Source organism: Acetobacterium sp. K1/6 (assembly GCF_034438075.1).
Taxonomy (GTDB): domain Bacteria; phylum Bacillota; class Clostridia; order Eubacteriales; family Eubacteriaceae; genus Acetobacterium; species Acetobacterium carbinolicum.
The window spans coordinates 1-24,408 of record NZ_JAXQGA010000009.1; the positions used below are offsets into that span (position 1 = coordinate 1).

Consider the following 24,408-nt stretch of genomic DNA (forward strand, 5'->3'; position numbering starts at 1 on the left):
TATTCGCTCCTTTCCCCTCAGGGTGGGTCAATTTTAACCGTTAATGGTGGGTCAGTTTTAAGTATAAATCAATACCACCAGCCAAATCTTCTCTAGACAGATTCCTCCAGATTTTCCAGCCACTTCAAACGTATGTTCTTTCACTGGCAAAAAAGAAAAGACGACCCGAGTCCCGAAGAACCCGAATCGTCTCTATTCTCTGTTTCTAAACTATCCACCTCATAAGTTAAGTTGAATAAGTTAAGTGACAGGCACTGTGCCCCAAACTAAATAGTTGCAATATCAGCAGCTACATCGATAGCTGTGATTAAAGCTCCTTGATCAACAGTTACTTGTACTTGATATGAAGCACCTGCATCAACTGTTTTAGTTATCGCTTTATTAAAGGTTGCTGGGTTTACAATTGCACTAGTAATGGTTAAATCACCAATCGCAAGTGAATTTACTGGTGTACCTATTTGTGTTACGCCAGTCACTGACCATGCGTATGAAGCTGCATAATCACCTGTTAGTGCGGTAGTCAAAGTTACATTAGCTGCATTTTTAATAACTGCAGTCATAGTTTCACTTTCTGCACTTGTTCCATCTGCAGTTATTGTTCCATCTGCAACAGTAACTGTAGCAATGGTGGCTGCTGCATCAAGGTTTACATCTTCAGCATCGATTCTTGCTTGTAGAGCTGTCTTAGTAGTGCCAGCTGGTAATGCTGTCACTGCAGCTTGAGCAGCTACTTTATTGTCAATTGCTGTTTTGATTAAAGCATCTGTTGTGTATGTTGAACCTTCATAGGTTACAACTGCTGCGGTAGCAGTCGCTGTATCAGCTGTTGCTGATAACTCAAGTTGTACTGGAGCCGCGATTAAGTTGTCGCCACCGGCAGTTACTGATGTTACAACAACAGTTGCTGTAGCACTTTCGGCGGTTAATGTAGCTAAAGTATCAGAAATACCAACACGATTAGTTGTTGTGTAAGTAACAACCAATGCGGGAGTCGGTGCTATAACAACACCATTTTGATCTTTAACTGTTATCAAAGCTTCTAAGTCCGCTTCTAAACTTGTATCAATTCCTGTAGCCGCTGCATCAACATTTGTATATACAACAGCTAAGCTATTGAATTCAGCAGCTGTAGCAACTGTTCCTGTATTAACTACAGTGAATTGTAAAGTACCAACTACTAATGAACCAACTTTTACTTGTACATAAGCTGTTCCAGCTTTAACAGCTGTAACCGTATCTGTAGCATCATTAATAGATACTAAATTACCAGTTACTACTGCTACGCCAGCTGCATCAACTTCAGTTAGTGTTGTGTTAGCAGGTAAAACAGTACCAATAATATTACCATTGGTATCTATTTCATTAACTGTCACGCCTGAAGCATGTGGAACTGTTAAGCTTGCAGTCGCCGCATTCGCATCAATACTAGTAAATGCTGCCACTGGTGTATAATTTGCTAAAGTACCTGGCTCTACTACCGTAATGTTGATAGTTTGTTTCAGTGTTGTTGTACCAACTACATAAGTTACATCTGCAGTAGTTGTACCTTTAGCTACACCACCAATTGTTACTTTATCAGCCCCTGCTGTTGCAGTTGCTGTTGCTGGTGCTTTTGAAACTGCCACAGGTGTTAACCCGGTAACGACTGTGCCATATTGATTTTTGAAAGTTACTTTTACATCTGCAGTTTGACCTGCAACTACGGATACATTGGTTTTATCTAATTCCATTGTAGTTACAATTGGATCAGCTTTTACAGTAATCTTAACAGTTTGCTCAACTGTTCCGACTTTTACTTTTACAAAACCATCTCCAACAGAGATTGGGGTAATACTGCCATTATTTTCAACGATAACAATGGTAGGTGTTAAGTTAGTAACTACTGCTCCTCTTGCTACGAAATTAGTAGCATCTACAGCTGTCATACTTTCACCGAATTGATCGTTGTAATATAATGCTAATTTGCTAGCTGCATCACTCTTATATACAAAATCTACTTTTTTATCAGCTGCTAAAGCATTGAATGCTGTAGTTGTAGTTACTGTATTAGGAGCTACATAAACATTGTAACCAACAAATGTTTTCTCAGCAGCATCTGAAACATTAATTGTTGTTTGTGCTGATTTTACATAAGTTGTTCCAACTGCTACTTTAGCTACAACAATAGCTGAAGTTCCGCTTGCACCAACTGCTGTACCAGAACCATTAATTACGGTTACATTTGAAGTTTCATACTCTAAAGCAACTTCTTTAGTAATATCTCTACCTAAAGTATCAGTTACTGTTAATAAAGTTTTAATATCTCCACCTGGTAAAATTGTAGTTCCTGTAAATACTACAGAAGCTGCATCAGCTGCAATATATGTGAATGACTCCACTGACGTTGCAATTGTTAAATTTTCAGCATCAACTACATTTGAAGTTGTTACTGTGTAAACACCGTCATTAACGAATTTGTTGAAGAATGTCAAAGTAGCTTCAGTTTTTGCTGCGTTTAATGTTACACCACTTACAAATGCAGTGTTTCCATTAGCATCTTTAACTGAGAAGTTTGCTGGCACTACTGCTTTAACAGCGCCACTGAATGTTACTGTTGCTTGAGTAGCATTAATTGCTTCTACGCCAGTAACATGTGTCACTTCAACTAACGCATCAATCGCTGCGTTAATAGCCGCTGTCGCTGCATCAACTTCAGCCTGAGTATTATCTTCAGTTACAACATTATCTGTTAATGCTGTTTGAAGAGCTGCCCAGCTTTCAGCTGTGTAATCAGTTTCTGTCAAAGCTGCAGCTGCTGCTACTGCTGCGTTGTAAGCAGTCATATCAGCTTTTAACTGTACGATTTTAATCTCAAGAGCTTCTAATCGTAAGCCAGAACCAGTGGTTCCTAACTGAGCGCCATCAGCATACCATTCGGTATCGCCGATGTTTTGAACATGGCCGCGGTACTCTACTGAGTAACCATCAGCGATATTGCCTTCGTCATCCACTAATGAAATCTGAATCGCTTCGATTCTCAATGCTTCGCCTTCAGTACCAGCTAAAGCACCGTCTTCAACAAAGCCCATCCAGCCTTTGTTCTGAACGTGTACCTGGTATTTAATGTGAAGTCCGGCTGGAGCAGTATCTGCTAATTTAATCCAGAATGCTTCCAATCTCAGGCCTTCGCCTACTGTTCCTAATCGTTCTGGTCCTTGAATCCAAGTACCATCGACTGGAAAGTCACCTTTGTTTTCTACGTGACCACGGTATTCAACGCCTACATCTGATACGTCTGATGTTTGAGCGCCGAATATTCCTGCAAAGAAATCCGCAACTGGGTTTGTTTTTTCAGCCGCGAATACACTTGTAGAGAATACCATGGAAAGCATCATCAATACTGATAAAATGCTAACTGTAATCTTCTTCATACTTTGTTTCCTCCGTTGTTAAATTTTGGGTTTTTTATCCGGAAGTTCCAGCAATAACTTTTACATTAATCGCCTAGAAATTCCAGAGCTTAATCTTGCTCCATATTTGGGTTCTGGATTTACCTCTTTACTGTCCCTCTTTCCTCCTTCCTAATTTTTAGCTAGCGAACCATCATTGCTACAAAAATAGCTGGTTGGCCAATACAGTGAAACGGTAAACCGAGAAAGAGCGTTCTTGTATGATTTTACACCTTCTTATGATGTTTTGCAATAAATATCGTTGTCATTTCAAATAAAATCGGGATTTTAACATTTTCAAAATCCAAAAAACTGGTTTTGTCTCACATCGCTTACAAATTCTAGTCTTTTAGTTTGACAATGTGTCCAATACTTTCAATTTTGGCCAAACCAACTGCCGGTTTTTGGATAAATATGGTGAATCGTAATGGTGATGATGACAGCGATCAGCTCCCTTCTATAATCGTGCTTACTATTAGTACTTACCACTGATACACGTTTTCAAACATAATTTCTATAATTCTTTGTTACAACTGGTTAACGTTTGAGGTGGGGGTTTTATTGCATGGGATTTTATTTTTTTATTTTTTTTATTTTTTGCACATGGGGGCAGTTTACTTTTGCGGGCGATTGATAATCGCCCCTACGAACTTGGCTCGACCATGATACAGATGTCATATCTTATTAACCTATACCGAGTGGCTCGGCTATGACACGGGGAGATTTCGCCTTTCATCCCTAGCGGGCGATCACTGATCGCCCCTACGTTAAATCTTTAATTGAACATATATCTGTGGCTCGGCCATGAAATGGAGACATTTCATAGCCGAGCTTCTAGCTTAATGGTTCTTCTGGGACTGCTTCGGTTTCTTCTATGACTTCTTCCGGGTTGGTGGGTTTGGTTTCGCTTAACGGGCTTTTCTCCTCGTCAACGGCTTCAGTTTCTTTTTCGGTTTCTTTTTCAGTTTCTTTTTCGGCTTCGACCGGGAGGGTTGGTGAAACGGTGGTGGCAGCCGGGGTTTTATTAACGGCTGGATCAGCGATCTCCTCGGTTTGATCGTTGGGTTGTGTTATTTCCGGCTCTGCTTCTGGTGTCACTGCCGGGGTTTCTTCGTCCGGGGTGGTGGGTTTGTCTTTGGTTTCTTTTTTTGACCCGTCGCTCTTGATTACCTTGGTCAGATCGACTGATTTTTCTTTGGAAACTTCCAGTAAATCCGTCAGCGACATCGCCGCCAGGGCATCCATGGTCAGGGAGCTGTCAGCCATAACCAGTTCTTTCATGACATTGAGTTTACCGGTGGAAACGCTGTATTGTTCGGCCTCAGTAAGGGTTTGACTATCGGTAACGACGGTTTGCCTGACCACGGTGGCGTTAATGTCTTCGGCGGTGGCACTGTCTTTTATCACCTGATTAAGCGATACAGCCAGATCATCCGCTTTAGCGGTGCTCTGATTTTCGACACTCACCATGACCACGCTTTTGCTTTCATCCAGGTAACCGTTTTTTATCATCGTGGTGATGATCACCCCGACGGAGTCTTCCAGGTTGGTCTGATTGAGGTGTTTTTCATCCAGCAGCGCCTGAACATTCTGGTCAAAGGCTTTCACCGCTAAGATCTGTTTGTGCTTGTTGGTCACAATTTCGACACTCTGGTTGGCATCCAGAGCAATGATGCTTTCTGGCGATTTAAACTCTCCAAACCAGGTGGTTATACAAATCAAGATCACCAGAGCTCCGGCGAAGGCCATGGATAGGGGCTTTGCGGCCAGCCGTATCCGTCCATTTCGCTGGGTTGCGGGCGCCACTTGCCGGGTGATGGTGTCGTGCTCAGTCATTTTGAGTACCGGCATGGCGGCCAGCTTTTCAAAATCCAGGGTTGGGGCCTGGCTGATTGCGCGTTTTAGGGACGCTTCTATATTTAGTTTTTGATGATGGCTCATTAGATCACCTCCTGTTCGATGAGATATTTTTTCAATTTTTTTAAGCCACGATGATATTTTGATAAAACGGTTGATAGCTTCATCTCCAGGCTTTTGGCAATTTCGCGGTGAGTAAACCCGGAAATGGCGTGTAAAAGAATAATTTCGGTTTCTTCACTAGTGAGAATTTTTAGTGCGGTTTGAAGCACCAGTCGGTCTTCGGCGTCGCTGACATAGGAAAAATTCAGATCGTTTTCCATATCGGTCAATGTGATGCTATCATTTTTCTGTTTACTGCGGATTTTGCTGACGGACAGATTCCGGGCGATGGTAAAGACCCAGGCCATTGGTTTACCCATGGGCTTATAAAGATGGGCGGCCGCCCTAATCTTTAGATAGGTGTCCTGGACGACATCCAGGGCATCGTCATGGTTTTTTAAGGTTGACAACACAAAGGCATAGACGGTTCGTTCCGTCTGGCGGTAAAATTCTTCGAAAGCGACCATATCACCTGCGGCAATCCGGGTGAAAATGGCTTCATCGATATTTATTTTTTTTTCGTATTGTGTGTTTTCTGTGTTATCCGGTACCACCATTGCAAGGAATAGTTTCATCAGGTATAACCCCCAACATTATATTAACGTTTTTTTCTCACGTTTTATTGCATTGCTTTTTAAAATTAATTTTAACGTACTGCCTATTATCAGCTAAAAAGTGAAAAAAGGCAAGATGTGGCGTGGTGTGTGCCAAACTTTTTTTGTTGCGTCACTTCTTCGGGCTGGTTTCTTTCTCATCTATAAGTTATATTAAAGAATTTTGCAAATCAAACTGGCAATTTCCCGGTTGCGGGCGATGGTCTGACCCCTTGGTCATCACAGATCTTTAAATCTTTACTCTATAGTATAACACCGGTCGATTAAGAATTTGTAGTCTTATGGTTATTTAAGGAAGGTTTTTAAAACCGCCGATGCCTGTTATCGCTGCTGTTTATACTGTGGTACCCGGGTGAATTTTTATCTCAGCGGTGCCAAGGTTTATAGGTGACTTTTTTTAGTTCACGTGATAGAATGTATCTATTATGGGAATATAGAAATTAACCGTTTCAAATGCACACGATAACAGGCTTTGTTTGGTGATGTCTTGGGGATGATTTTTTATGAAGGAGTATTATAATGGAAAAAAAGTTAAGCTACACCGTCGATGAACTCATTGATTTAAATGTCTTGCAGCAGTTTCAGGACAGTTTTGCCAAGGCCCTGGGGATGGCCAGCGTTTCGGTGGATAATGTCAAAGGGACGATTACCGAACCCAGCAATTTTACTGATTTTTGTATGAAATACACCCGTGGCTCCACTGAGGGGAACAAGCGCTGTGTTGCCTGTGATATTGAAGGCGGTAAAAAATCCGGGAATACCGGGAAACCGGCGGTTTATTCCTGCCATGCCGGACTGGTCGATTTTACGGCGCCCATTATGGTGGATGGTCAGCAGATTGGCGCAATCCTCGGCGGTCAGGTGCTGGATGCGCCCCCCGACGAAGATAAGTTTCGCCGGATCGCCCGGGAAATTGGCGTCGATGAAGATGAATACATTGCGGCCCTGCGAAAAATCACCATTGTTCCGCGGGAAAAAATTAATGCCGCCGCCGATATGCTTTATGTCTTTGCCAATTCCATTTCTAAAATGGGTCATCACAACCGCTTACTGGTTGATGAAACCGAAAAATTCCAGGTTATTTCTGAAGATATGTTTGAAAACATCCGCTCGGTAACGGATGTGGTTAATAATTTTTCAACCCAGATCGAGTCGCTGATTAAAGCATCGGACGAACTACTGGAATCTTCGACAATTTCTAAGAATAAGGTAAAAGAAACCGATTCGATTCTTAAATTTATTCGCGATGTTGCCACCCAAACCAATCTGCTGGGATTAAACGCCGCCATCGAGGCCACCCGGGCCGGTGAATTTGGCCGGGGCTTTAACGTCGTCGCCGATGAGGTCCGGAAACTGGCCGTCATGAGTGTGGATTCTGCTAAGAAGATTGAAACCATTCTTGACAGCATTGTTTTAAGTATGAACTCGGTGGAATCTCAGGCATCTAAGTCCTTCAAGATCATCAGCGAACATCAGGCAGCGATGGGCGAAATTAATGAAAAACTGAGTATGCTTAATCAGATCTCCGATAAGCTCAAGGTTGAGATTAAGAATTTGCAAGATAATTTATACTAGGATTAATTGGCGGGGGAACCCGCCTTTTTTGCTTTTTTGGCATCTTTTTTTGTTGGCTTCCATTATATTGGTGTGACCCTGTTGTCACACCATTTTTATTTTAGAAAGGAGGTAAAAACGAGATGAAGACGATTTTAACGGTGTTGCCACGGTGTTTTGCTGTTTTGGGATCGGTTATCGGGTTTCTTTTGGGCGGGTTTGACGGGTATTTGTATACACTGCTGGGCCTGATTTTAATTGATTATCTGACTGGGCTGGTGCTGGCAGCAGCAAAGCGGCAGGTGTCGAGCCAAATTGGTTTTGTCGGGATTATGAAAAAGATGCTTATTCTGGTGATGGTGGCCCTGGGTCACCTACTGGATGTTAACCTGCTGGGTGGCGGTGCCGCCCTGCGAACGGCGGTTATTTTCTTTTATGCGGCTAATGAAGGGATCAGCATTACCGAAAATCTGGCGGCACTGGGGTTCCCGATGCCACAGCAGTTAAAACGGGTGCTTAAGCAATTGCGGGAGGAATGAGATGCAAGGTGGCTCGGGAATGAGGGTATTTCGTCTTTCCGGGCGATTAATAATCGCCCCTACTAGACTGACCATGACATGGGGATGCGACGGATGTCATCCCTAAGGGGCTGACACACGTTCCCATTTCATGCCCTACCTGAACACTAAAATTTTTTATGGCACTTTCTTCTTGTTTATTCCATTTATTAGTATACCAGATGAAAGGAGGTACACATAATGCCAGTAACAACAGATTTTATCAGTAACAAGCTGCAGGTTCGCTCGAACCATGGGATGGTGGATGGTAAGGAAGTGATTAAGTCACGGACTTATTCCAACCTGAAAGAAACAGCCGTCGATGATGATCTTTATGCTGTCGCCGAAGCACTTGCAGATCTGCAGGCTCCGGCTATGGAAGAAGTACTCAAAATTGAGACGAGTCTCTTGGTTCCAGGTGTCTAAAACACCTAAAAAATTTTAGTAAAGGAGGTAAAAAAATATGGCAGAAATTAAAGCTACAATGGTCTTTGCACGGGCTGACGGTAAAAACGCCACCATTTCAGTGCCGGATGCTGATCCGGCGGTGACCGAGACCCAAATGAACGCGACAATGGATGCAATCCTGACCCGCAATGTGTTTGCACCAGATCATAGTGAACTGGTCAAAAAAGTCAGCGGAAAGCTGATTAGCACCACCACGAATGATTTTGAGATGACAGTATAAAGGATAAAGCGGGGGTGACCCCCGCTTTTTTTTATCGTTTTTTACCAAGTGGCCCGGGCATGACACGGGGACATTTCGCCTTTGTTCCCTATCGGGCGGACAGGCGTAACGTCCCCATTTCATACCCTTCCGCTCCCTCAGTCATCGCCTACCTTGTGCCTAACCAAACATTTGTTCTGTTTTGGGTTGATAATTGATCAGGAATGCGTTATACTACTTATAGAACATATGTTCGATTTTATTGAAAGAGGTGACAATGTGGATAATAATGAAATGATTCTTTTGGTTCGGGGCGCCAAAAAAAGGGATACGGAATGCCAATTGGCTTTAATTGAAGGCTTCAGGCCTTTGATGCTGTCGATGATTCGTCGTTATATTTATGAAGTGGATGCGGTTGATGATTATTTAAGTGAAGGGGCTATTGTGCTGCTAAACGCGGTGGAAACCTTTAATGAAGATCTGGGGGTTCCTTTTTCCGGCTATTTGAAAAAAGAATTGTTTTATTATTTTGTCAATGTCGCCAAGGTTCATCAGAATTTCTACACCCTTGATGGTGGGATCTCCGAGGGCGAAAGCTTTTCGCTGCTCGATACCCTTGCTGATCCCACTGATATTGAGGGTGATTATATCCGGGCCGAGGACTTCGCTGCCTTGAAGCGGTATCTGCCTCAGCTTAGGGAGCGACAACGCTGGATTATTGAGGAGCACTATTTTAAAAAACGCAGCTTTCGGGAGATTGCAGCGCATATTGGGGTCAGCTCCAACTCGCTGGTCAAACTCCATCGCCGGGCGATTGCCGATTTGCGGACATATTTTGGAATGAATCTGGTGAATTGAAAAAAGGGCCAGACAGACGAATTGAGATTCGGCTGTCTGGCCCTTTTTGCGCGGGTTGGTTTCTTTGGACTGTAGGGGCGGGTATTACCCGCCCGGTGACGTTGGTACGGGCGATTAATAATCGCCCCTACAGGATGATGCGTTACGCTATTGGCGATAGGCCTCATGCCCTACCTTTTTAGGTCTTCGGCGATTTGGTTGAGTTTTTTGAGCCGATGATAAACGCCGGATTTTCCGACCGGGGGGTCGAGGCGCTCACCCAGTTCTTTGATGCTGGCGTCGGGGTAGTTCAGGCGCAGTTCGGCGATCTGATAGAGATTACGGGGCAGATTTTTAAGGCCGAACTGATCTTTTATCAACATGATATCGGCGACCTGGTCATAGGAAGCGGCGATCGTTTTATTAAGATTAGCGGTTTCACAATTGACCTGACGGTTGACATCATTGCGCATTTCTTTGACGATCCGAATATTTTCCATTTCCAGAAGCCCGCGATGGGCACCGATAACACTGAGAAAATCGACGACGCTACTGCCTTCCTTTAAATAAAGCACCCAATGACCTTTTCTGTGAATGAGGTTTGACTTGATTTCATACTGATCCAGGATTGCTTTAATGCTTTGGAGGTAGGCGCATTGTTCATTCGCGGCGGGACTGCGTTCGCTTTTTTTCTCGCTTTTTTTCTCAATTTTTTTATTCGCCAGTGGTGTTTTCTTCCCCACCAGTTCCAGATGATAGGTTTTCTCAGGATTGGAGACGGACCCTGATCCCAGAAAAGCCCCCCGGATATAGGCTTTTGTCTGACTGGTCTGTTTTCTAAACTTATCCGGCACCTGGTTGGCAAAAAAAGCCTGGCCTTCGGTGTTATAGGTAAGAATCAGGCAGTCCTCCAGAATTTTTTTAGCGACGACCGGTTCGTCAAGCACCACCCGATAAGCCCGATGTTCTTTGAACTTTCGGGTTTTTTCTATTTTAATTTTGGGTTTGATCTGGTAAAGCTCTTTCACCAGCCGATAGCACCTGGCCGCCACCGAAGGATTTTCGGTCTTGATGCTGATGGTCATCGCTCCGGCTCCATCAATGGCAATGGTTGCGACAGCACCAATAAGCCCCGACAGTTCAGCCAGCTGGCTGGCTCTGGAGCCAAAGGGTATCTTGGAAAGATCTTTTTTTAAGATCGCTGAAAACGTCATGGCTGCTCCTCCTTCATTGTTGGTGGGGGGCGGGCGATTGATAATCGCCCCTACGGAGGTCTATTCCCTCGCCCCTACCGGCTACAGGCTGCCCAAATATCCGGGCGATTGATAATCGCCCCTACAGGGGGCAATTCCCTCGCCCCTACGGGATGATGTTTTATTTTACGTAGGTTTCGAAGATGCGGCGGGCCAGGAGGTCGGCATCGTGACGGACAAACCCATTCTCCATGACGACGTAGTCATCCAGAATATACGCGTATTGTTTGAGGGGATTTTTGATTTCCACCACTGCGGCTTCGCATTTTTTATATTTTTCTTCGATACTTTTAGGCAGATTGCCGGTGTTGGCCACCACATAGTCAAAGAGTCGGCCTTCGGCTTGGTCCAGGTGGGCTTCGATGGCCCGGATATGATCTTCCTGGGTGTAACCGTCAGTTTCACCCGGCTGAGTCATGATATTACAGATGTAAAAACGTCTGGCCCGACTGTCAAAGATCGCTCGGGCGACATCCTTCACCAACAGATTGGGAATCACACTGGTATAAAGGCTGCCCGGCCCCAGGACAATCATGTCGGCATTTTTAATGGCTTCGATGGTTTCTGGCAGTGGGCTGATCTTTGGCTGTTTTAAAAACATTCGGGCAACAGGGCTCTGTTGCGCAAGAGCCGCTTTGGGAATCGACGACTCCCCTTCGATGACGGCTCCGTTTTCCAGGGTCGCCATCAGCACCATTTGAGACAAGGTCACGGGCAACACCTCGCCTTTTATTTGAAGGACATCGGAGGTCCGCCGGACAGCGTCATAAAAATCACTGCTGATCCCATTCATCGCGGCCAGAAAAAGATTGCCAAAGCTCTGGCCTTCCATACAGCCCCCGGGAAAGCGATAATTAAAAAGCTCCTGCATGACGTTTTCGTCGTCGGCCAAAGCCAGAATGCAGCTTCTGATGTCACCTGGAGGGAGGATGCCCAGGTCTTCTCGTAGTTTTCCTGATCCGCCACCGTCATCACCAACGGTGACGATGGCGGTAAGATTATTGGTGTATTTTTTAAGTCCCCGGAGAATGACGGATAAACCGGTGCCGCCGCCAATGGCGACGACTTTGGGGTTTCTCACTTTAACAATGTCTTTCAAGGTGAACTCCCTAATGTATTCTTTCATATCCATGAGATCACTTCCTTTTTTTATTACTAATTGGCTTAGCCATGACACGGGGACGCGACGGATGATGTCATCCCTAAAATTATACCGTGTTGCCCGGGTGTGATAAGGGGATATTTCGCTTTTCACACCCTACCTTAGTGGTCGAGACGGTTTCTTTTGATGTCCCGGTGTTTGAGGGAGGTTTCGTAGCCTTTTTCTTTTAGGGCTTTGTTTAAAAGCCAGGCAAAGGTCACCGAGCGGTGCTGACCGCCGGTGCAGCCGATGGCGATTTCAACGGTATTTTTGGATACCTTGGCAAATTGAGGAATGACAAATGTCATTAACGCTTCCAGTTTGTCGTAAAAGATCTGAGCTTCCCGGAAGGACATCACATAATCTCTGACTAACTGATCTTCACCGGTTAAATTTCTAAGTTCTTTTTTATAGAAGGGATTGGGCAGAAACCGGACATCAAAGACATAATCTGCCCCCATGGGGCTGGCATATTTAAAACCAAAGGAGTAGATTTTTACCTTTGGTTTCGAGTTATCCCGATCTGCTTCTGCTACTTTTATGAGCTGTTGCTTTAATTCTCTAACCTTAATATCGGAGGTGTCAATGACTTCGTCGGCTATTTCTCTAAAGTGTTCCAGCCTTATTCGTTCCTGCCGGATCGCTTCAATCAAATTGCCGGTGGAATCCGTCAGGGGATGATCCCGCCGGGTTTCCTGGTAGCGGGCGACCAGTATCTCGTCTCTGGCATCTAAAAAGATCATCCGGATATCATCCTTCGACTGCTTGTATTCAGCCAGGAGGGTATCTTTCCCCTCTAAGAATACATCCCCGCGGACATCGGTGACCAGGGCGATTTTTTCAATTTCGGTGGCTGATTGCTGGCAGAGGTTGATAAAGGTCACCATGAGTTGCGGGGGAATATTGTCCACACAAAAATAGCCCAGATCTTCAAGAATCTGGATGGCCTGGGATTTTCCTGCCCCGGACATGCCGGTGATGATGATGGTTTTCATGGCGCCTCCTTATTCGGCGATGTTGATGATGCGGCTAATCGGGATGCCCGCGGCTTTGATGGTTTGGGGCGTACTTTTCATATCGCCTAAGGCCGCCGTGCTGTGGGCGTCGCTATTGATGGCAAAGTCGACCGGATATTTCATAGCGACTTTTATTTCCTCGACGTTTAAATGATCATGTCTGGGATTGATCTCCAGAATCACGCCGTGTTTGGCGGCAGCTTTTGCTACTGGTTCAATATTAATCGGCATTTTATCACCAGGATGGGTAATTAGCTTGATCTTGTAGCGCTCCATCATTTTGATATAAGTCCGGGTGTTCATCCCGACCACCCGTTTCCGTAAAAATGGCAGCACCCGGGCTGCATAATTGGGGATCGCAAATACAAAAATGTCTTTGATACTGGCTGGAATATAACCATAATGGTATCCGGCTGAGATCCAGTCGCAATATTTCTTTTCTTCATCACCAATATCAATACTGCCATCCGCTCCAGTGATGTTGGATTCGACCGACAGGTAGATGTCAATGTCGTCATATTTTTGATTGAGGGCATCAATTTCAGCCCGCATTTTGGCAAAGTTCTCTTTTTTTACGCCAAACAGGGGATGACTGCGGCCATGGTCGGAAATCGTGATCGCTTTCAGACCGATTTTTCGTCCCTGCTCCACCATCTCAGCAATGGTATTTTTACCATGGCTATAGGTTGTATGGGTGTGCATATCATGTACTATTTTCATGAATTTACTCGTCGTTACCGATGACGATGACTTCCGTTTTTAGTTCAACGCCAAATTTTTCTTTGACTCCGGCTTGAATGGCACCGATGAGGTTTAAAATATCAGCAGCGCTGGCACCGCCTTTGTTGATGACAAAACCGCTGTGTTTTTCGGACACCTGGGCACCGCCGAGGGTATAACCTCTAAACCCGGCATCTTGAACCAGTTTACCGGCATAGTAACCTTCCGGTCGGCGAAAGGTGCTGCCGGCACTGGGGTATTCCAGCGGCTGTTTGGTCTCTCTTTGGGTGTTTAAATCGAGCATTCTTTCTTCAATGGCTTGATAATCGCCGTTTTTAAGCGCAAGTTCCACACTGACCAGAACCCAGTGGTGCTGCTGGAGGATGCTTGTGCGGTAGGCAAAATTACATTGTTCGCCGGGAATTGATTTTAGACTGCCATCTTCGGTGATAACGGTGATGCTCTTAATGATCCCTTTCATTTCGCCGTCGTAGGCGCCGGCATTCATGGTGACGGCACCTCCCAGACTACCGGGAATACCAGAGGCAAATTCCAGGCCGGTGAGTTTTTCTTTTAGGGCCACCTTGGCCAGATCTTTTAAGCTGATCCCTGGTTCGGCAATCAAGGTTTCGCCGACTTTTTTAACCTGATTAAGTGCTTTGGTATTGATAATAATACCGCTAAAACCCTTATCCCGGACGATCAGGTTACTGCCATTGCCCATAATGTAGACCGGCTTTTCGGACTTTTTACAGATTTCCAGAACTGCCTTTAATTCTTCTCGGGATTGGGGCATTAAAAAAAGATCTGCCGGACCGCCCACTTGAAAAGAGGTGTGGTTTTTCATGGGTTCATTTTTTTTTATATTTTCGGTTGCCATAATGGCTTTTAGTTTGTTAATTGTATGATTCATTTAATTACTTCCTAACTTTTTGCGCTTAGATTGTGTTCATCATACCATTATTTATTAAGATTCGCCATAAAAAAAGACCCCATGCGGGTCTTTTTAAGAATCTTTTATTCTATTCTGCGACGGCGCAGAGGGTAGCGATTAAGACTTTGGCGGCGCCGGCTTCGAGCAGGGTAGCGGCGGTTTCGGTCAGGGTGGCGCCGGTGGTGAGAACGTCATCGACCAGCAGGATGGTTTTGTTTTGGATGGCCTTACTGTGTTCCACCGTAAAAGCGCCAGTGAGATTGGAAAGCCGTTGTTCCCGACCCTGTCCGATCTGATGAGGGGTATCGCGGTTACGGATCAGGATTTGTGTCGCCAGTACCGGGGCTTTAGTCCTTGTCTGATTTAACCCTTCTAAAATACCCTGGGCAATCTTTTCGCTCTGGTTATAGCCCCGCTCTTCCCGGCGGTTCGGGTGCAGCGGGACCGGGATGAGCAAATCCACCTCGCTGATCCATTGACATTGCGCCACGGCCGCCCCCATTTGCCTGCCGACCCAGATGCCCAGATGGGGACGGTCGCCAAATTTAATGGCAGCAACCATTTTTCCCCCGCCATCTTGATAGTTGAGATAGGCATAGCCGCCTGAAAAAGGAAGGTTGCGTTTGGCACAGGGAATACAGACATCCCGATCTGCGACGAAGATCGGTCGGCCGCATTTACGACAGGTGGGGTTATTAATGCGCGGCAGATCATCTTCACATTGATGGCATAAAAACCGATCGGTGACAAAAAGCACCTTACCACAGATCGGGCAGGTGCCGTTTTTGAGGAAGAGGTTGTTTTCGAGGAAGGTCAGCAGGGTTTGTTTTAGGTTCATGGTTACCTCACTGGGTTGCGGGCGATTGATAATCGCCCCTAGCGGATGATTTATTATTCATTCGATAAAATGTTACCTCATTGGGTGGTTGATATAGGCGACGATGCGGTCGCACAGGGCGGTTTGGCGGTTTTGGGATTCGGCCGATTTAATCATTTGGCGAAAGACGTACTGGTTGCCTATTAATATAAGAAGCTTTTTGGCCCGGGTGACGGCGGTGTAGAGGAGCTTACGGTTTAAAAACAGCGGTGGTCCACCGACGATCGGCATGACCACTACGGGGAACTCGCTGCCCTGACTTTTGTGGACCGTCATCGCGTAGGCATGGGTGATTTCATCCATCTGGTCGAAGTCGTAGGTGACCTGCTTACCATCGTTAAAAAGAATCACAAAGGATTTGTCACGACTGCTGATACTTTCAAGAATGCCGATATCGCCGTTGTAGATCCCTTCCCCCTGTTCCATTGTCAGGGTGTCTTCCCACTTGATCCGATAATTGTTTTTAATCTGCATGACCTTATCCCCGACCCGGTAAATGACCATCCCAAATTCCCGCTGCGCCCGATCTTCCCGCGGGGGATTAAGGACCGCCTGGATTTCGCGGTTGAGGTTAATCACCCCCACCTTGCCGTTTTTCATTGGTGAGATGACCTGGATATCATGGATACTGTCAAAGCCCTTGGCCGTTGGTAGCCGGTTTGTAACCAGCTCCAGAATATCACGGAGCAGCTTATCGCCATCGTTTTTATTAAGGAATAAAAAATCGGACTCATTGTTGATATCTGGCATTTGACCGTGGTTGATTTCATAGGCGTTAACCGAAATCATACTTTCTTCGGATTGACGATAAATGCGTTCCAGGCTTAGCACCTTAATCGCACCGCTTTCGATGATATCTTTTAAAACATTACCCGGGCCCACCGACGGCAGCTGATCGGCATCTCCCACGAGGATTAGTCGGGTGCCGGGCTGGACGGCCATCAGCAGTGAGTCCATCAGGAGGATATCAATCATCGAGGATTCATCGACGATGATGGCGTCGACATCCAGTTGATTGGTTTCGTCGCGGGAAAAGCTGGGGAAGTCATCATCCTGGCTGTATTCATATTCCAGCAGCCGATGGATGGTCTTGGCTTCGTTACCGGTGGTTTCGGTAATCCGCTTAGCCGCCCGACCGGTGGGCGCTGCCAGCACTGTTTTTAAACCCAGATCTTTAAAAATTCGAACGATCCCGTTAATGATCGTGGTTTTACCGGTTCCCGGGCCGCCGGTGATAATGATAACCCCATTTTCCATGGCGGCGGCAATGGCTTCCCGTTGTTTATTATCCAGGGTAATTACCATGTCCCGTTCGTAATCTTTAATCTTTTCGTCGATATTAACGTTAGCAATCTTATAGGTCATCTGGCTGATTCTGGCCATCGACAGGGCGGTGTTGTCTTCCGCTTCGTAGAGGTTTCGGGGATAGTAAACCCGCTGATTAGCGACTTCTTCCTGAATAATCTGCCCCATTAAGACCAATTCCCCTAATTGGGCGTTGATCTCGTCTTGTTCCACACCGAGAATTTTGGAGCTGGTCGTAATCAGCTCTTCTTCGGTCATAAAGGTGTTGCCGCGGTTATAGCATTCTCCCAGTGAATAGTTGATTCCGGCCAGAATCCGGCCGGGACTATTGGCTTCAAAGCCGAGATGATTGGCGATCTGGTCGGCAATTTTAAAGCCGATCCCACGGATATCCTCAATCATCTGATAGGGATTATTAAGCAAAACCGAAATGGTGTCGAACTTGTAGGTTTTATAGAGCTTCATGGCCCAGTTGGCCGATATCCCATAGTCCTGGATCTGGATCATAATCTGCCGGACTTCCCGCTGTTCATGGTAGACTTCTTTAATGGCGGCCAGGGTTTTCTTGCCAACCCCCTTAATTTCGGACAGCCGCTCCGGGTGATTGTCCAGGATATCCAGGGTCTCTTCACCAAACCGGGCGACGATCGCTTTAGCGGTTTTTTCGCCAATCCCGGGAAGAATTCCCGAGGACAGATACCTTGTAATGCCTTCGGTGGAAGTGGGAATTTCCATAGCGTAGGTTTCCATACAGAACTGATCGCCATAGTTTTTGTGCTCCGTCCAGTAGCCATTCAGTTTTAAGTATTCGCCATGATTGAGTTCGTCAAAATTTCCCACCACGGTGACCAGATCGCCATCAATATCGAAATGGGCGACGGTGTAGCCGTTACTTGTATTTCTAAAGACGATGTGTTCCACCGTACCCTTAATGCTTTCCATTGTTTTGCTCCTGTTAATGTAGAATTATGATTTATTATAGCATAAAAAAAGACCCATTATTGGGCCTTTTTTTGTTTGACTATTTTTTCGTTTACTTAATTAAACCAATTTTGGCTTTACCGAGTAAGTTGTATGCAATAAGTGATGTGCTTTGTGGCTGTTTGGCTCTTCTAAAAATTCTTCATAAAGACGAATAACAGAAGGATTCTGATGTGATTTACGGTAGGTTAAAACATTGGCATCTTCGTTATAAAGTGCTTTTGCTCTTTCGGCCCGGATATCTAAATCCATCTTGTCTTTAGCCGAAACAATTGGTTGACCGCCACCGTTGACGCAACCGCCTGGGCAGGCCATTAATTCGATGAAGTGGGTATCTGCCAGGGCACCGGATTTTAACTGTTCCATGACTTCTCTGACATTGCTACCGCCATGAGCAACCACAAGATTAACTGCTAAATCTGGCGTTACCTGAACCGTTGCTTTTTTAATTCCATCGACACCACGCACGACCTCGTAGTCAATTTCCTGAATGTCTGTTTTGTTTAATACGTCAGCCACAGTTCTAACGGCAGCTTCCATAACTCCGCCGGTGGCGCCAAAGATTACGGCAGCACCAGTGGATTCACCATAGTAATCGTCAAAGTCTTCATCTGGTAATTTATTAAACAGAATGCGCGCTTCTTTGATCATTCGGGCAAGTTCACGGGTCGTAATGGAAATATCGACATCGGCATTACCATCGGTACATAATTCTTCTCGTTGTACCTCATATTTTTTAGCGGTACAAGGCATGATTGAAACAACCACCATGTCTTTAGGGTCGATGCCGTTCGCCTGAGCATAGTGACTCTTAAGTAAAGCACCGGTAATATTTTGTGGTGATTTACAGCTCGACAGATGAGGAATCGCTTCTGGATAGTAGGTTTCGATAAATTTGATCCAACCTGGTGAACAGGAGGTGATCATTGGCAAAACGCCGCCATTGGTAATGCGACCAATTAATTCTGTGCCTTCTTCCATGATGGTTACATCAGCACCAAAATCGGTATCGAAAACTTTATCAAAGCCCAGTCTTCGAAGCGCAGCCGTCATTTTACCAGTTACAGATGTTCCCATCGGGTAACCAAATTCTTCGCCTAAACCAGCTCGAACAGCTGGAGCGGTTTGAACAATCACGGTTTTAGAAGGATCAGCAATCGCATCCCAAACCCGTTGAATGTCTGATTTTTCTTTTAATGCACCAACTGGACAGTTGATAATACATTGTCCACAGTTGATACAGCCCACATCAGCGAGTGATTTGTTAAAGACCGGTTGTACCTGAGAGGTAAAGCCACGGCCAACACTACCCAGTACGGCAACGCTTTGAACGTCTCGACAGACTGATACACAGCGCTTGCAAAGAATACATTTGGATTCATCTCTGACGACTGATGTTGATAAGTCATCAACGAGTTTACCAGACACTTCGCCTTCAAAAGGAACATCGGAAACGCCTAAATCCGTTGCCAGTGTCTGTAGTTCACAGTTTTCGCTACGCACACAGGTTGTGCATTCGCGGTTGTGGTTTGAAAGAATCAGTTCCAGATTAACCCGACGTGCTTCTCGCACTTTTGGCGTGTTTGTTAATACCTCAATACCATTAGCAACAGGGTAAACACAAGCTGCCTGCAGCGCTCTTGCTCCGGCAATCTCAACGACACACATTCGACATGCACCGATTTCGTTAACATCTTTCAGATAACAAAGGGTGGGAATGTCAATGTTACATTGTCTTGCCGCTTCCAGAATGGTTGTTCCTTCTGGAACAGTCATTTCCTGTCCGTTTATTTTAAAAGTAATTTCTTTCATTATTCTGATAACCTCCTCATCAAGCCTTGGAAATGGAGCCAAATGGACAGGCTTCAATACAGGCATTACATTTAATACACTTCGATGTATCAATGGTGTATGGTTTTTTCTTTTCGCCAGTGATTGCTTCTGCGGGACATTTTTTAGCACAGATTCCGCAGCCTTTACAGGTTAGTGGATCAATGGTGTAGTCTAATAAATGTTTACATACGCCAGCGGGACATTTTTTATCATTAATATGTGCTTCGTATTCATCTCTGAAATAGTGAATGGTTGACAGAACGGGGTTAGGAGCAGTTTGTCCCAATCCACAAAGGGCTGAAGCTTTGATGCCTACGGCCAGTTCTTCAAGTCGTTCAATATCCCCTTTAACGCCTTTACCGTCGCAGATACGCTCCAGAATTTCAAGCATTCTTTTGGTCCCAATACGGCAAGGTGGGCACTTACCACAGGATTCGTCCTGGGTAAAGTCAAGGAAGAAACGGGCCACATCAACCATACAGTTGTCTTCATCCATTACGATCAGTCCACCGGAGCCCATCATTGAACCGATGGCAATCAGGTTATCATAGTCAATTTTTGTATCTAATAAAGAAGCCGGGATACATCCGCCTGAGGGTCCCCCGGTTTGAGCGGCTTTAAACGCTTTGCCGTTAGGAATACCACCACCGATTTCAAACACGATTTCTCGCAGGGTTGTGCCCATTGGGATTTCAAGTAAACCGGTGTTGTTAATTTTTCCACCGAGTGCGAATACTTTTGTTCCTTTAGATTTTTCGGTTCCTACCGCTGCAAACCATTCGGCGCCTTTTAAGATAATGGCGGGAATGTTGGCATAGGTTTCAACGTTATTTAAAACAGTTGGTTTTCCAAATAAACCTTTGTTGGCAGGGAATGGTGGACGTGGACGCGGTTCACCACGTTTACCTTCGATGGAGTTCATTAATGCGGTTTCTTCACCACATACGAAAGCGCCGGCGCCTAAACGAATTTCCAGGTCAAAGGAGAAATCGGTATCAAAGATGTTTTCACCTAATAAACCATATTCTTTAGCCTGGTCAATCGCGATTTGAAGACGGTTTACGGCGATTGGGTACTCAGCTCGGACATAAACATAACCTTTAGCTGCGCCAACTGCAAAACCAGCAATTGCCATCGCTTCGATTAAAGCATGAGGATCTCCTTCTAATACGGATCGATCCATGAACGCACCGGGGTCACCCTCATCAGCGTTACAGGCAACGTATTTGATACCGTCTTCTGATACGGCATCATGGGCAAACTGCCATTTAAGACCGGTCGGAAATCCACCGCCCCCACGACCACGAAGACCGGAAGCTTTTACTTCATTAATAACATCAATCGGTGTCATGGTTAACAGGACTTTTTCCAACGCCATGTAACCATCAAAACCAATGTACTCGTCAATATTTTCCGGGTTAATAACACCACAGTTTGCTAAAGCGATACGTTTTTGTTTTTTGAAGAATCCCAATTCATTAATTGACAGTGGGTGATGTCCGTCGCCTTTTTCGGTGTAGATCAGGCGATCGAGTGGTCGACCTTTTACCAGGTGTTCTTCGACTAGTTCTGAAATATCGGTTGCTTCTACTCGACTGTAGAATGTCCCTTCGGGATATACAATAACAACGGGTCCCAGTTCACATAAACCAAAACATCCCGTTGCAACAACTTCGACTTCGTCAAGGATATCATGTTTTACTAATTCTTTTTTTATTTCTTTTACTAATGTCATGGATCCTGAGGATGTACATCCTGTACCACCACAAATCAGTACCTGCGAACGTTTATATGCCATCTGCTCTTCTCCTCCTCAATTAACCCTTAACCGATGGATCGATGATCATACCATCAACCACCGTCATGGTGTATTCGCTGACTACTTTTCCTTGAGCCAGGTGTTCATCAACAACGCGTGCAACCTTTTCGGCGGTCATATGGACATAGGTAACTTTTTCATTGTTGGCATCATATACTTCTACAATTGGTTCTAATCGACAGGACCCGATACATCCGGTTTGGGCCACGGTAACGTCAACCAAACCTTTAGCGTCAACTTCTTCCATCAATTTAACCATAACAGGTCGCGCGCCTGCCGCGATACCACAAGTTGCCATGCCAACTACAACGCGATAGCCGTTCTTGCCGTGTCGCAAATTGATTTCGTTTAATTTTTTTTCACGAATCGCTTTTAGTTCTGCTAAGGACTTTGCCATTATGTTTCCTCCATAATTTCTTGAATTTCTTTGAGACCCTCCATAACGTGTTCCCTGATCCAATTAAGAATTTCCGGTTCGTTTAAAGATTCTACTTCCAGGGTCTCTTTAATTTCTCGTGTATTTAGAATAAATTGTTGATTGTTGTAGTCGTGTTCATAGTAAAGATCTGTTTCTCCAAAAGACATTATCATGGTAAGAATGGTATCCGCCATATTTCCCAGGGGAGCCCGGTCGATATGATCGCGCCTAAAACTTCCAACCACCTTCGTTCCGACGCCCTCGGTTGAGCTTATCAAAAAAGATCCGCCGCAGGCTTCCGCCGCAGCTTTAAACAGCGATAAACCCAAGCCTACTTTACGGGTCGTCCGGGACGTAACAAATGGATCGGTGACGCCAGCAAGCTGATTTTCTGGTATGCCACAGCCGTCATCTTCGATGATAATGGTGAGCTCATTTTCTACCAGGGATTCAATAATCTGCAATTTGACACGTTTTGCCTTTGCTCTAATGGAATTTTGAGTAATATCTAAAATATGAAGAGACAGTTCTTTCATAACGGCTAACTAATATTTTTCCAGGATACTTGGAATTTCATCGACGGTCAAACGTCCATAAACATCTTCATTAATCATTAGTACGGGTGCTAAACCACAGGCCCCAACGCAACGTGTTGCATCAACTGACCATTTTCCATCTTCGGTTGTGTCGCCAACCTGTGTTCCCAGAATGCTGTTAACCTTATCAATAATTGGTTGAGCCCCCCTGACATAACACGCGGTTCCCAAGCAGATCCCGATTTTGAATTTTCCTTTTGGTGTCAGGGTAAATTGTGAATAAAACGTTGCCACACCGTAGACTTCCGTTAAGGGTATCCCTAACTCATCTGCAATGGTTCCCTGTAGTTCAAGTGGTAAATAGCCATATTTTTCCTGAGTTTCCTGCAGAATCTGCATTAAACAACCGGGCACTTCGCGGTGCTCGGCGACTATTGCCTTTACTACGTCCAAATTTTCAACTGGTATTAATTCAGCCAATTTTCAAACCTCCTAATTAAATCGTGCAAACCTTTACGCATATGATTGCATATTTTCTAACAAAGTCATTATAACATATAACGAAATATTTCGTTATATTTATAACAGATAAATTTTTTACCCTTTTTGTCTCGAAATTTTATGAAAACCTTTAACTTTGTAGACTTTTCATGCAAATATTCTACTCATTTATTTTTTTTACAAATAAAGTGTAATAATTTTACACATAAAAAACAGGTGTTTAAGAAACACCTGTAAAGTTTACGGTTAGCTACCGTACCGACACTTGTTAATCTGTTGTTTGCTACAGGATCGGACAGGTTTCTCAACCTGTTCGCCCTGATGCAAACAACGTGATGTAACAAGTGTCGGTACTATTTATTGCTTGTTCAATTTAACCTAAATAATCAATCAGGGTCTGGCGCCGCATATCCGGGAGGTTAAGAAAATACTCCCGCTCGGCAATGTCTTCGAGCTGATGGGCGTCAGAGCCATGAATAAACTGATAGGTTTTAAAAAAACGAAAATCCTTTAAGACTTGTTCAAAGCTCTCTTTTTTTGATACTTCACAGGTTTTAATATCCAGTTCCAGAGGGATAAAACCAAGTGATGCGATAATACTGTAAGATTTTCGGTCAATATGAGCGGGAACCAGAACCCCACCCAGATCGGTGACAATTTGCCACAACTGATCAACCCCAATGTCGGTGGCTGAAATCAGCAGCTTGTCCACTTCACCAATGACCTGGTCATTTTCGTCCATAATGATCTGCGGACCAAATAATTCTTTTTCGTTATTTATATCCGGGAGGTGTCGATAAATGAGCGCATCGAGTGCCATCGCCGCTTCCAGAGTTGGCAGATAGGCCAAAATATGAGCTTCTTCTTTGGTCGTTACTTCAATCCCCGGAAGGATACACAGGCCACTTTCGGTTTCTTTGGCCAGTTTTTTTGCCACGGCGATAATTGCGGGTAAATTTTTGGCTGAATTGTGATCGGTAACTGCAATAAAATCCAGTTCTTTAATGAGGGCCATATTCACAATATTATTGGGGGTCATCTCCTCTTCACCACAGGGAGATAAGATTGAATGGATGTGCAGGTCTATGGCTACCTTTTCCATTTAGACGCCGGCGTTTCCTAATATTTTACAGACTTCATAGGCCGTAAGACCAGTGATCAGCACGGGGATATCTTCGATAATCGCCCGCTCCAGGGTACTTTCTTCCACTTCTGCACCTTCTGGAATAATCACACAGGTCATTTCCAGCAGGGTTGCCACGGCAATGATATTAACATGGGTTTGAATGGTTACCCAGGCACAGCCATTGCCAGCATTGGCCATCACCCAACTGAGTAAATCGCCGACATAACCGCTTTTAATAACCCCTTCAATGCCCACCTGGGGATTGAGACACTTGAATTCCTTGTTTTTTAACAACTCACTTACCTTCATTCATTTTCTCCTTTGTTTTTTTA

22 protein-coding genes are annotated in these 24,408 nt (G+C 44.8%); 5 read left to right on the top strand and 17 right to left on the bottom strand.

Annotation, left to right across the window (positions count from 1 at the left end; all coding sequences use genetic code 11):
- Positions 1-266: 266 nt before the first annotated feature.
- From U2P91_RS09435 to U2P91_RS09445, 3 genes are all read right to left on the bottom strand, one after another.
- Positions 267-3,410: a hypothetical protein gene (locus U2P91_RS09435; RefSeq protein ID WP_322519502.1), complete on the bottom strand. Its 3,144-nt coding sequence runs from the start codon at positions 3,408-3,410 to the stop codon at positions 267-269.
- A gap of 852 nt (positions 3,411-4,262) precedes the next feature.
- On the bottom strand, positions 4,263-5,369 hold the full coding sequence (locus U2P91_RS09440; protein ID WP_322519503.1) for a hypothetical protein: 1,107 nt from the start codon (positions 5,367-5,369) through the stop codon (positions 4,263-4,265).
- The gene (locus tag U2P91_RS09445; RefSeq protein WP_322519504.1) at positions 5,369-5,962 is read right to left on the bottom strand and encodes an RNA polymerase sigma factor; all 594 of its coding nucleotides are present in this window, start codon (positions 5,960-5,962) and stop codon (positions 5,369-5,371) included. The genes U2P91_RS09440 and U2P91_RS09445 overlap by 1 nt, the downstream gene beginning before the upstream one ends.
- Before the next feature lie 558 nt (positions 5,963-6,520).
- On the opposite strand from U2P91_RS09445, the gene U2P91_RS09450 reads away from it, so the two are divergent.
- The 5 genes from U2P91_RS09450 (at position 6,521) to U2P91_RS09470 (ending at position 9,637) form a co-directional block, all read left to right on the top strand.
- Positions 6,521-7,576, top strand: a complete 1,056-nt coding sequence (locus U2P91_RS09450; protein WP_322519505.1) for a PocR ligand-binding domain-containing protein — start codon at positions 6,521-6,523, stop codon at positions 7,574-7,576.
- A gap of 122 nt (positions 7,577-7,698) precedes the next feature.
- Complete coding sequence (locus tag U2P91_RS09455; protein ID WP_322519506.1) at positions 7,699-8,094, top strand: phage holin family protein; 396 nt, start codon at positions 7,699-7,701, stop codon at positions 8,092-8,094.
- A gap of 219 nt (positions 8,095-8,313) precedes the next feature.
- Positions 8,314-8,538, top strand: coding sequence for a DUF1659 domain-containing protein (locus tag U2P91_RS09460; protein WP_322519507.1), 225 nt, complete (start codon positions 8,314-8,316; stop codon positions 8,536-8,538).
- A gap of 37 nt (positions 8,539-8,575) precedes the next feature.
- Positions 8,576-8,800 carry a DUF2922 domain-containing protein gene (locus tag U2P91_RS09465; RefSeq protein WP_322519508.1) on the top strand — a complete coding sequence of 75 codons (225 nt, stop codon included), beginning with the start codon at positions 8,576-8,578 and terminating at the stop codon, positions 8,798-8,800.
- Between the two features lie 258 nt (positions 8,801-9,058).
- Entirely contained in the window at positions 9,059-9,637 is a 579-nt protein-coding gene (locus U2P91_RS09470) for a sigma-70 family RNA polymerase sigma factor (RefSeq protein WP_322519509.1), read from the top strand.
- A gap of 170 nt (positions 9,638-9,807) precedes the next feature.
- Here the strand turns inward: U2P91_RS09470 and whiA are convergent, their stop codons facing one another.
- The 14 genes from whiA to U2P91_RS09540 form a co-directional block, all read right to left on the bottom strand.
- Positions 9,808-10,830, bottom strand: coding sequence for a DNA-binding protein WhiA (gene whiA, locus U2P91_RS09475; protein WP_111887816.1), 1,023 nt, complete (start codon positions 10,828-10,830; stop codon positions 9,808-9,810).
- A 160-nt stretch (positions 10,831-10,990) separates the two neighbouring features.
- The gene (locus U2P91_RS09480) at positions 10,991-12,001 is read right to left on the bottom strand and encodes a gluconeogenesis factor YvcK family protein (RefSeq protein WP_111887818.1); all 1,011 of its coding nucleotides are present in this window, start codon (positions 11,999-12,001) and stop codon (positions 10,991-10,993) included.
- Positions 12,002-12,132: 131 nt separating this feature from the next.
- The gene (rapZ, locus tag U2P91_RS09485; RefSeq protein ID WP_322519510.1) at positions 12,133-13,005 is read right to left on the bottom strand and encodes an RNase adapter RapZ; all 873 of its coding nucleotides are present in this window, start codon (positions 13,003-13,005) and stop codon (positions 12,133-12,135) included.
- 9 nt (positions 13,006-13,014) lie between these two features.
- Positions 13,015-13,746 carry a PHP domain-containing protein gene (locus U2P91_RS09490; protein WP_322519511.1) on the bottom strand — a complete coding sequence of 244 codons (732 nt, stop codon included), beginning with the start codon at positions 13,744-13,746 and terminating at the stop codon, positions 13,015-13,017.
- Between the two features lie 4 nt (positions 13,747-13,750).
- Positions 13,751-14,659, bottom strand: coding sequence for a UDP-N-acetylmuramate dehydrogenase (gene murB, locus U2P91_RS09495; protein WP_322519512.1), 909 nt, complete (start codon positions 14,657-14,659; stop codon positions 13,751-13,753).
- Between the two features lie 109 nt (positions 14,660-14,768).
- Positions 14,769-15,518 carry a ComF family protein gene (locus U2P91_RS09500; protein WP_322519513.1) on the bottom strand — a complete coding sequence of 250 codons (750 nt, stop codon included), beginning with the start codon at positions 15,516-15,518 and terminating at the stop codon, positions 14,769-14,771.
- A gap of 72 nt (positions 15,519-15,590) precedes the next feature.
- Positions 15,591-17,804, bottom strand: a complete 2,214-nt coding sequence (locus U2P91_RS09505; RefSeq protein WP_322519514.1) for an ATP-dependent RecD-like DNA helicase — start codon at positions 17,802-17,804, stop codon at positions 15,591-15,593.
- Positions 17,805-17,903: 99 nt separating this feature from the next.
- On the bottom strand, positions 17,904-19,655 hold the full coding sequence (locus U2P91_RS09510; RefSeq protein WP_111887824.1) for an NADH-dependent [FeFe] hydrogenase, group A6: 1,752 nt from the start codon (positions 19,653-19,655) through the stop codon (positions 17,904-17,906).
- A gap of 19 nt (positions 19,656-19,674) precedes the next feature.
- Positions 19,675-21,474 (bottom strand): NADH-quinone oxidoreductase subunit NuoF, encoded by a 1,800-nt coding sequence (gene nuoF, locus U2P91_RS09515; protein ID WP_111887825.1) that lies wholly within the window; start codon positions 21,472-21,474, stop codon positions 19,675-19,677.
- 19 nt (positions 21,475-21,493) lie between these two features.
- Positions 21,494-21,892 (bottom strand): (2Fe-2S) ferredoxin domain-containing protein, encoded by a 399-nt coding sequence (locus U2P91_RS09520; protein WP_111887826.1) that lies wholly within the window; start codon positions 21,890-21,892, stop codon positions 21,494-21,496.
- Positions 21,892-22,449 carry an ATP-binding protein gene (locus U2P91_RS09525; RefSeq protein WP_111887827.1) on the bottom strand — a complete coding sequence of 186 codons (558 nt, stop codon included), beginning with the start codon at positions 22,447-22,449 and terminating at the stop codon, positions 21,892-21,894. Before U2P91_RS09525 ends, U2P91_RS09520 begins: the two co-directional genes overlap by 1 nt.
- 9 nt (positions 22,450-22,458) lie before the next feature.
- Positions 22,459-22,929, bottom strand: a complete 471-nt coding sequence (locus tag U2P91_RS09530; protein ID WP_111887828.1) for a complex I 24 kDa subunit family protein — start codon at positions 22,927-22,929, stop codon at positions 22,459-22,461.
- A 394-nt stretch (positions 22,930-23,323) separates the two neighbouring features.
- Positions 23,324-24,052, bottom strand: coding sequence for a PHP domain-containing protein (locus tag U2P91_RS09535; RefSeq protein WP_322519515.1), 729 nt, complete (start codon positions 24,050-24,052; stop codon positions 23,324-23,326).
- On the bottom strand, positions 24,053-24,385 hold the full coding sequence (locus U2P91_RS09540) for an AraC family transcriptional regulator (protein WP_111887830.1): 333 nt from the start codon (positions 24,383-24,385) through the stop codon (positions 24,053-24,055).
- Positions 24,386-24,408 lie beyond the last annotated feature (23 nt).

Excerpts from the sequence above, each read along its gene's own strand:
- rapZ (WP_322519510.1), bottom strand. The coding sequence starts at position 13,005 with ATGAAAACCATCATCATCACCGGCATGTCCGGGGCAGGAAAATCCCAG.
- U2P91_RS09435 (WP_322519502.1), bottom strand. The coding sequence starts at position 3,410 with ATGAAGAAGATTACAGTTAGCATTTTATCAGTATTGATGATGCTTTCC.
- U2P91_RS09490 (WP_322519511.1), bottom strand. The coding sequence starts at position 13,746 with ATGAAAATAGTACATGATATGCACACCCATACAACCTATAGCCATGGT.
- U2P91_RS09500 (WP_322519513.1), bottom strand. The coding sequence starts at position 15,518 with ATGAACCTAAAACAAACCCTGCTGACCTTCCTCGAAAACAACCTCTTC.
- U2P91_RS09445 (WP_322519504.1), bottom strand. The coding sequence starts at position 5,962 with ATGAAACTATTCCTTGCAATGGTGGTACCGGATAACACAGAAAACACA.
- nuoF (WP_111887825.1), bottom strand. The coding sequence starts at position 21,474 with ATGGCATATAAACGTTCGCAGGTACTGATTTGTGGTGGTACAGGATGT.
- murB (WP_322519512.1), bottom strand. The coding sequence starts at position 14,659 with ATGAATCATACAATTAACAAACTAAAAGCCATTATGGCAACCGAAAAT.
- U2P91_RS09505 (WP_322519514.1), bottom strand. The coding sequence starts at position 17,804 with ATGGAAAGCATTAAGGGTACGGTGGAACACATCGTCTTTAGAAATACA.
- U2P91_RS09525 (WP_111887827.1), bottom strand. The coding sequence starts at position 22,449 with ATGAAAGAACTGTCTCTTCATATTTTAGATATTACTCAAAATTCCATT.
- U2P91_RS09455 (WP_322519506.1), top strand. The coding sequence starts at position 7,699 with ATGAAGACGATTTTAACGGTGTTGCCACGGTGTTTTGCTGTTTTGGGA.
- U2P91_RS09465 (WP_322519508.1), top strand. The coding sequence starts at position 8,576 with ATGGCAGAAATTAAAGCTACAATGGTCTTTGCACGGGCTGACGGTAAA.
- U2P91_RS09520 (WP_111887826.1), bottom strand. The coding sequence starts at position 21,892 with ATGGCAAAGTCCTTAGCAGAACTAAAAGCGATTCGTGAAAAAAAATTA.
- U2P91_RS09480 (WP_111887818.1), bottom strand. The coding sequence starts at position 12,001 with ATGGATATGAAAGAATACATTAGGGAGTTCACCTTGAAAGACATTGTT.
- U2P91_RS09540 (WP_111887830.1), bottom strand. The coding sequence starts at position 24,385 with ATGAAGGTAAGTGAGTTGTTAAAAAACAAGGAATTCAAGTGTCTCAAT.
- U2P91_RS09535 (WP_322519515.1), bottom strand. The coding sequence starts at position 24,052 with ATGGAAAAGGTAGCCATAGACCTGCACATCCATTCAATCTTATCTCCC.
- U2P91_RS09510 (WP_111887824.1), bottom strand. The coding sequence starts at position 19,655 with ATGAAAGAAATTACTTTTAAAATAAACGGACAGGAAATGACTGTTCCA.
- U2P91_RS09450 (WP_322519505.1), top strand. The coding sequence starts at position 6,521 with ATGGAAAAAAAGTTAAGCTACACCGTCGATGAACTCATTGATTTAAAT.
- U2P91_RS09460 (WP_322519507.1), top strand. The coding sequence starts at position 8,314 with ATGCCAGTAACAACAGATTTTATCAGTAACAAGCTGCAGGTTCGCTCG.
- U2P91_RS09440 (WP_322519503.1), bottom strand. The coding sequence starts at position 5,369 with ATGAGCCATCATCAAAAACTAAATATAGAAGCGTCCCTAAAACGCGCA.
- whiA (WP_111887816.1), bottom strand. The coding sequence starts at position 10,830 with ATGACGTTTTCAGCGATCTTAAAAAAAGATCTTTCCAAGATACCCTTT.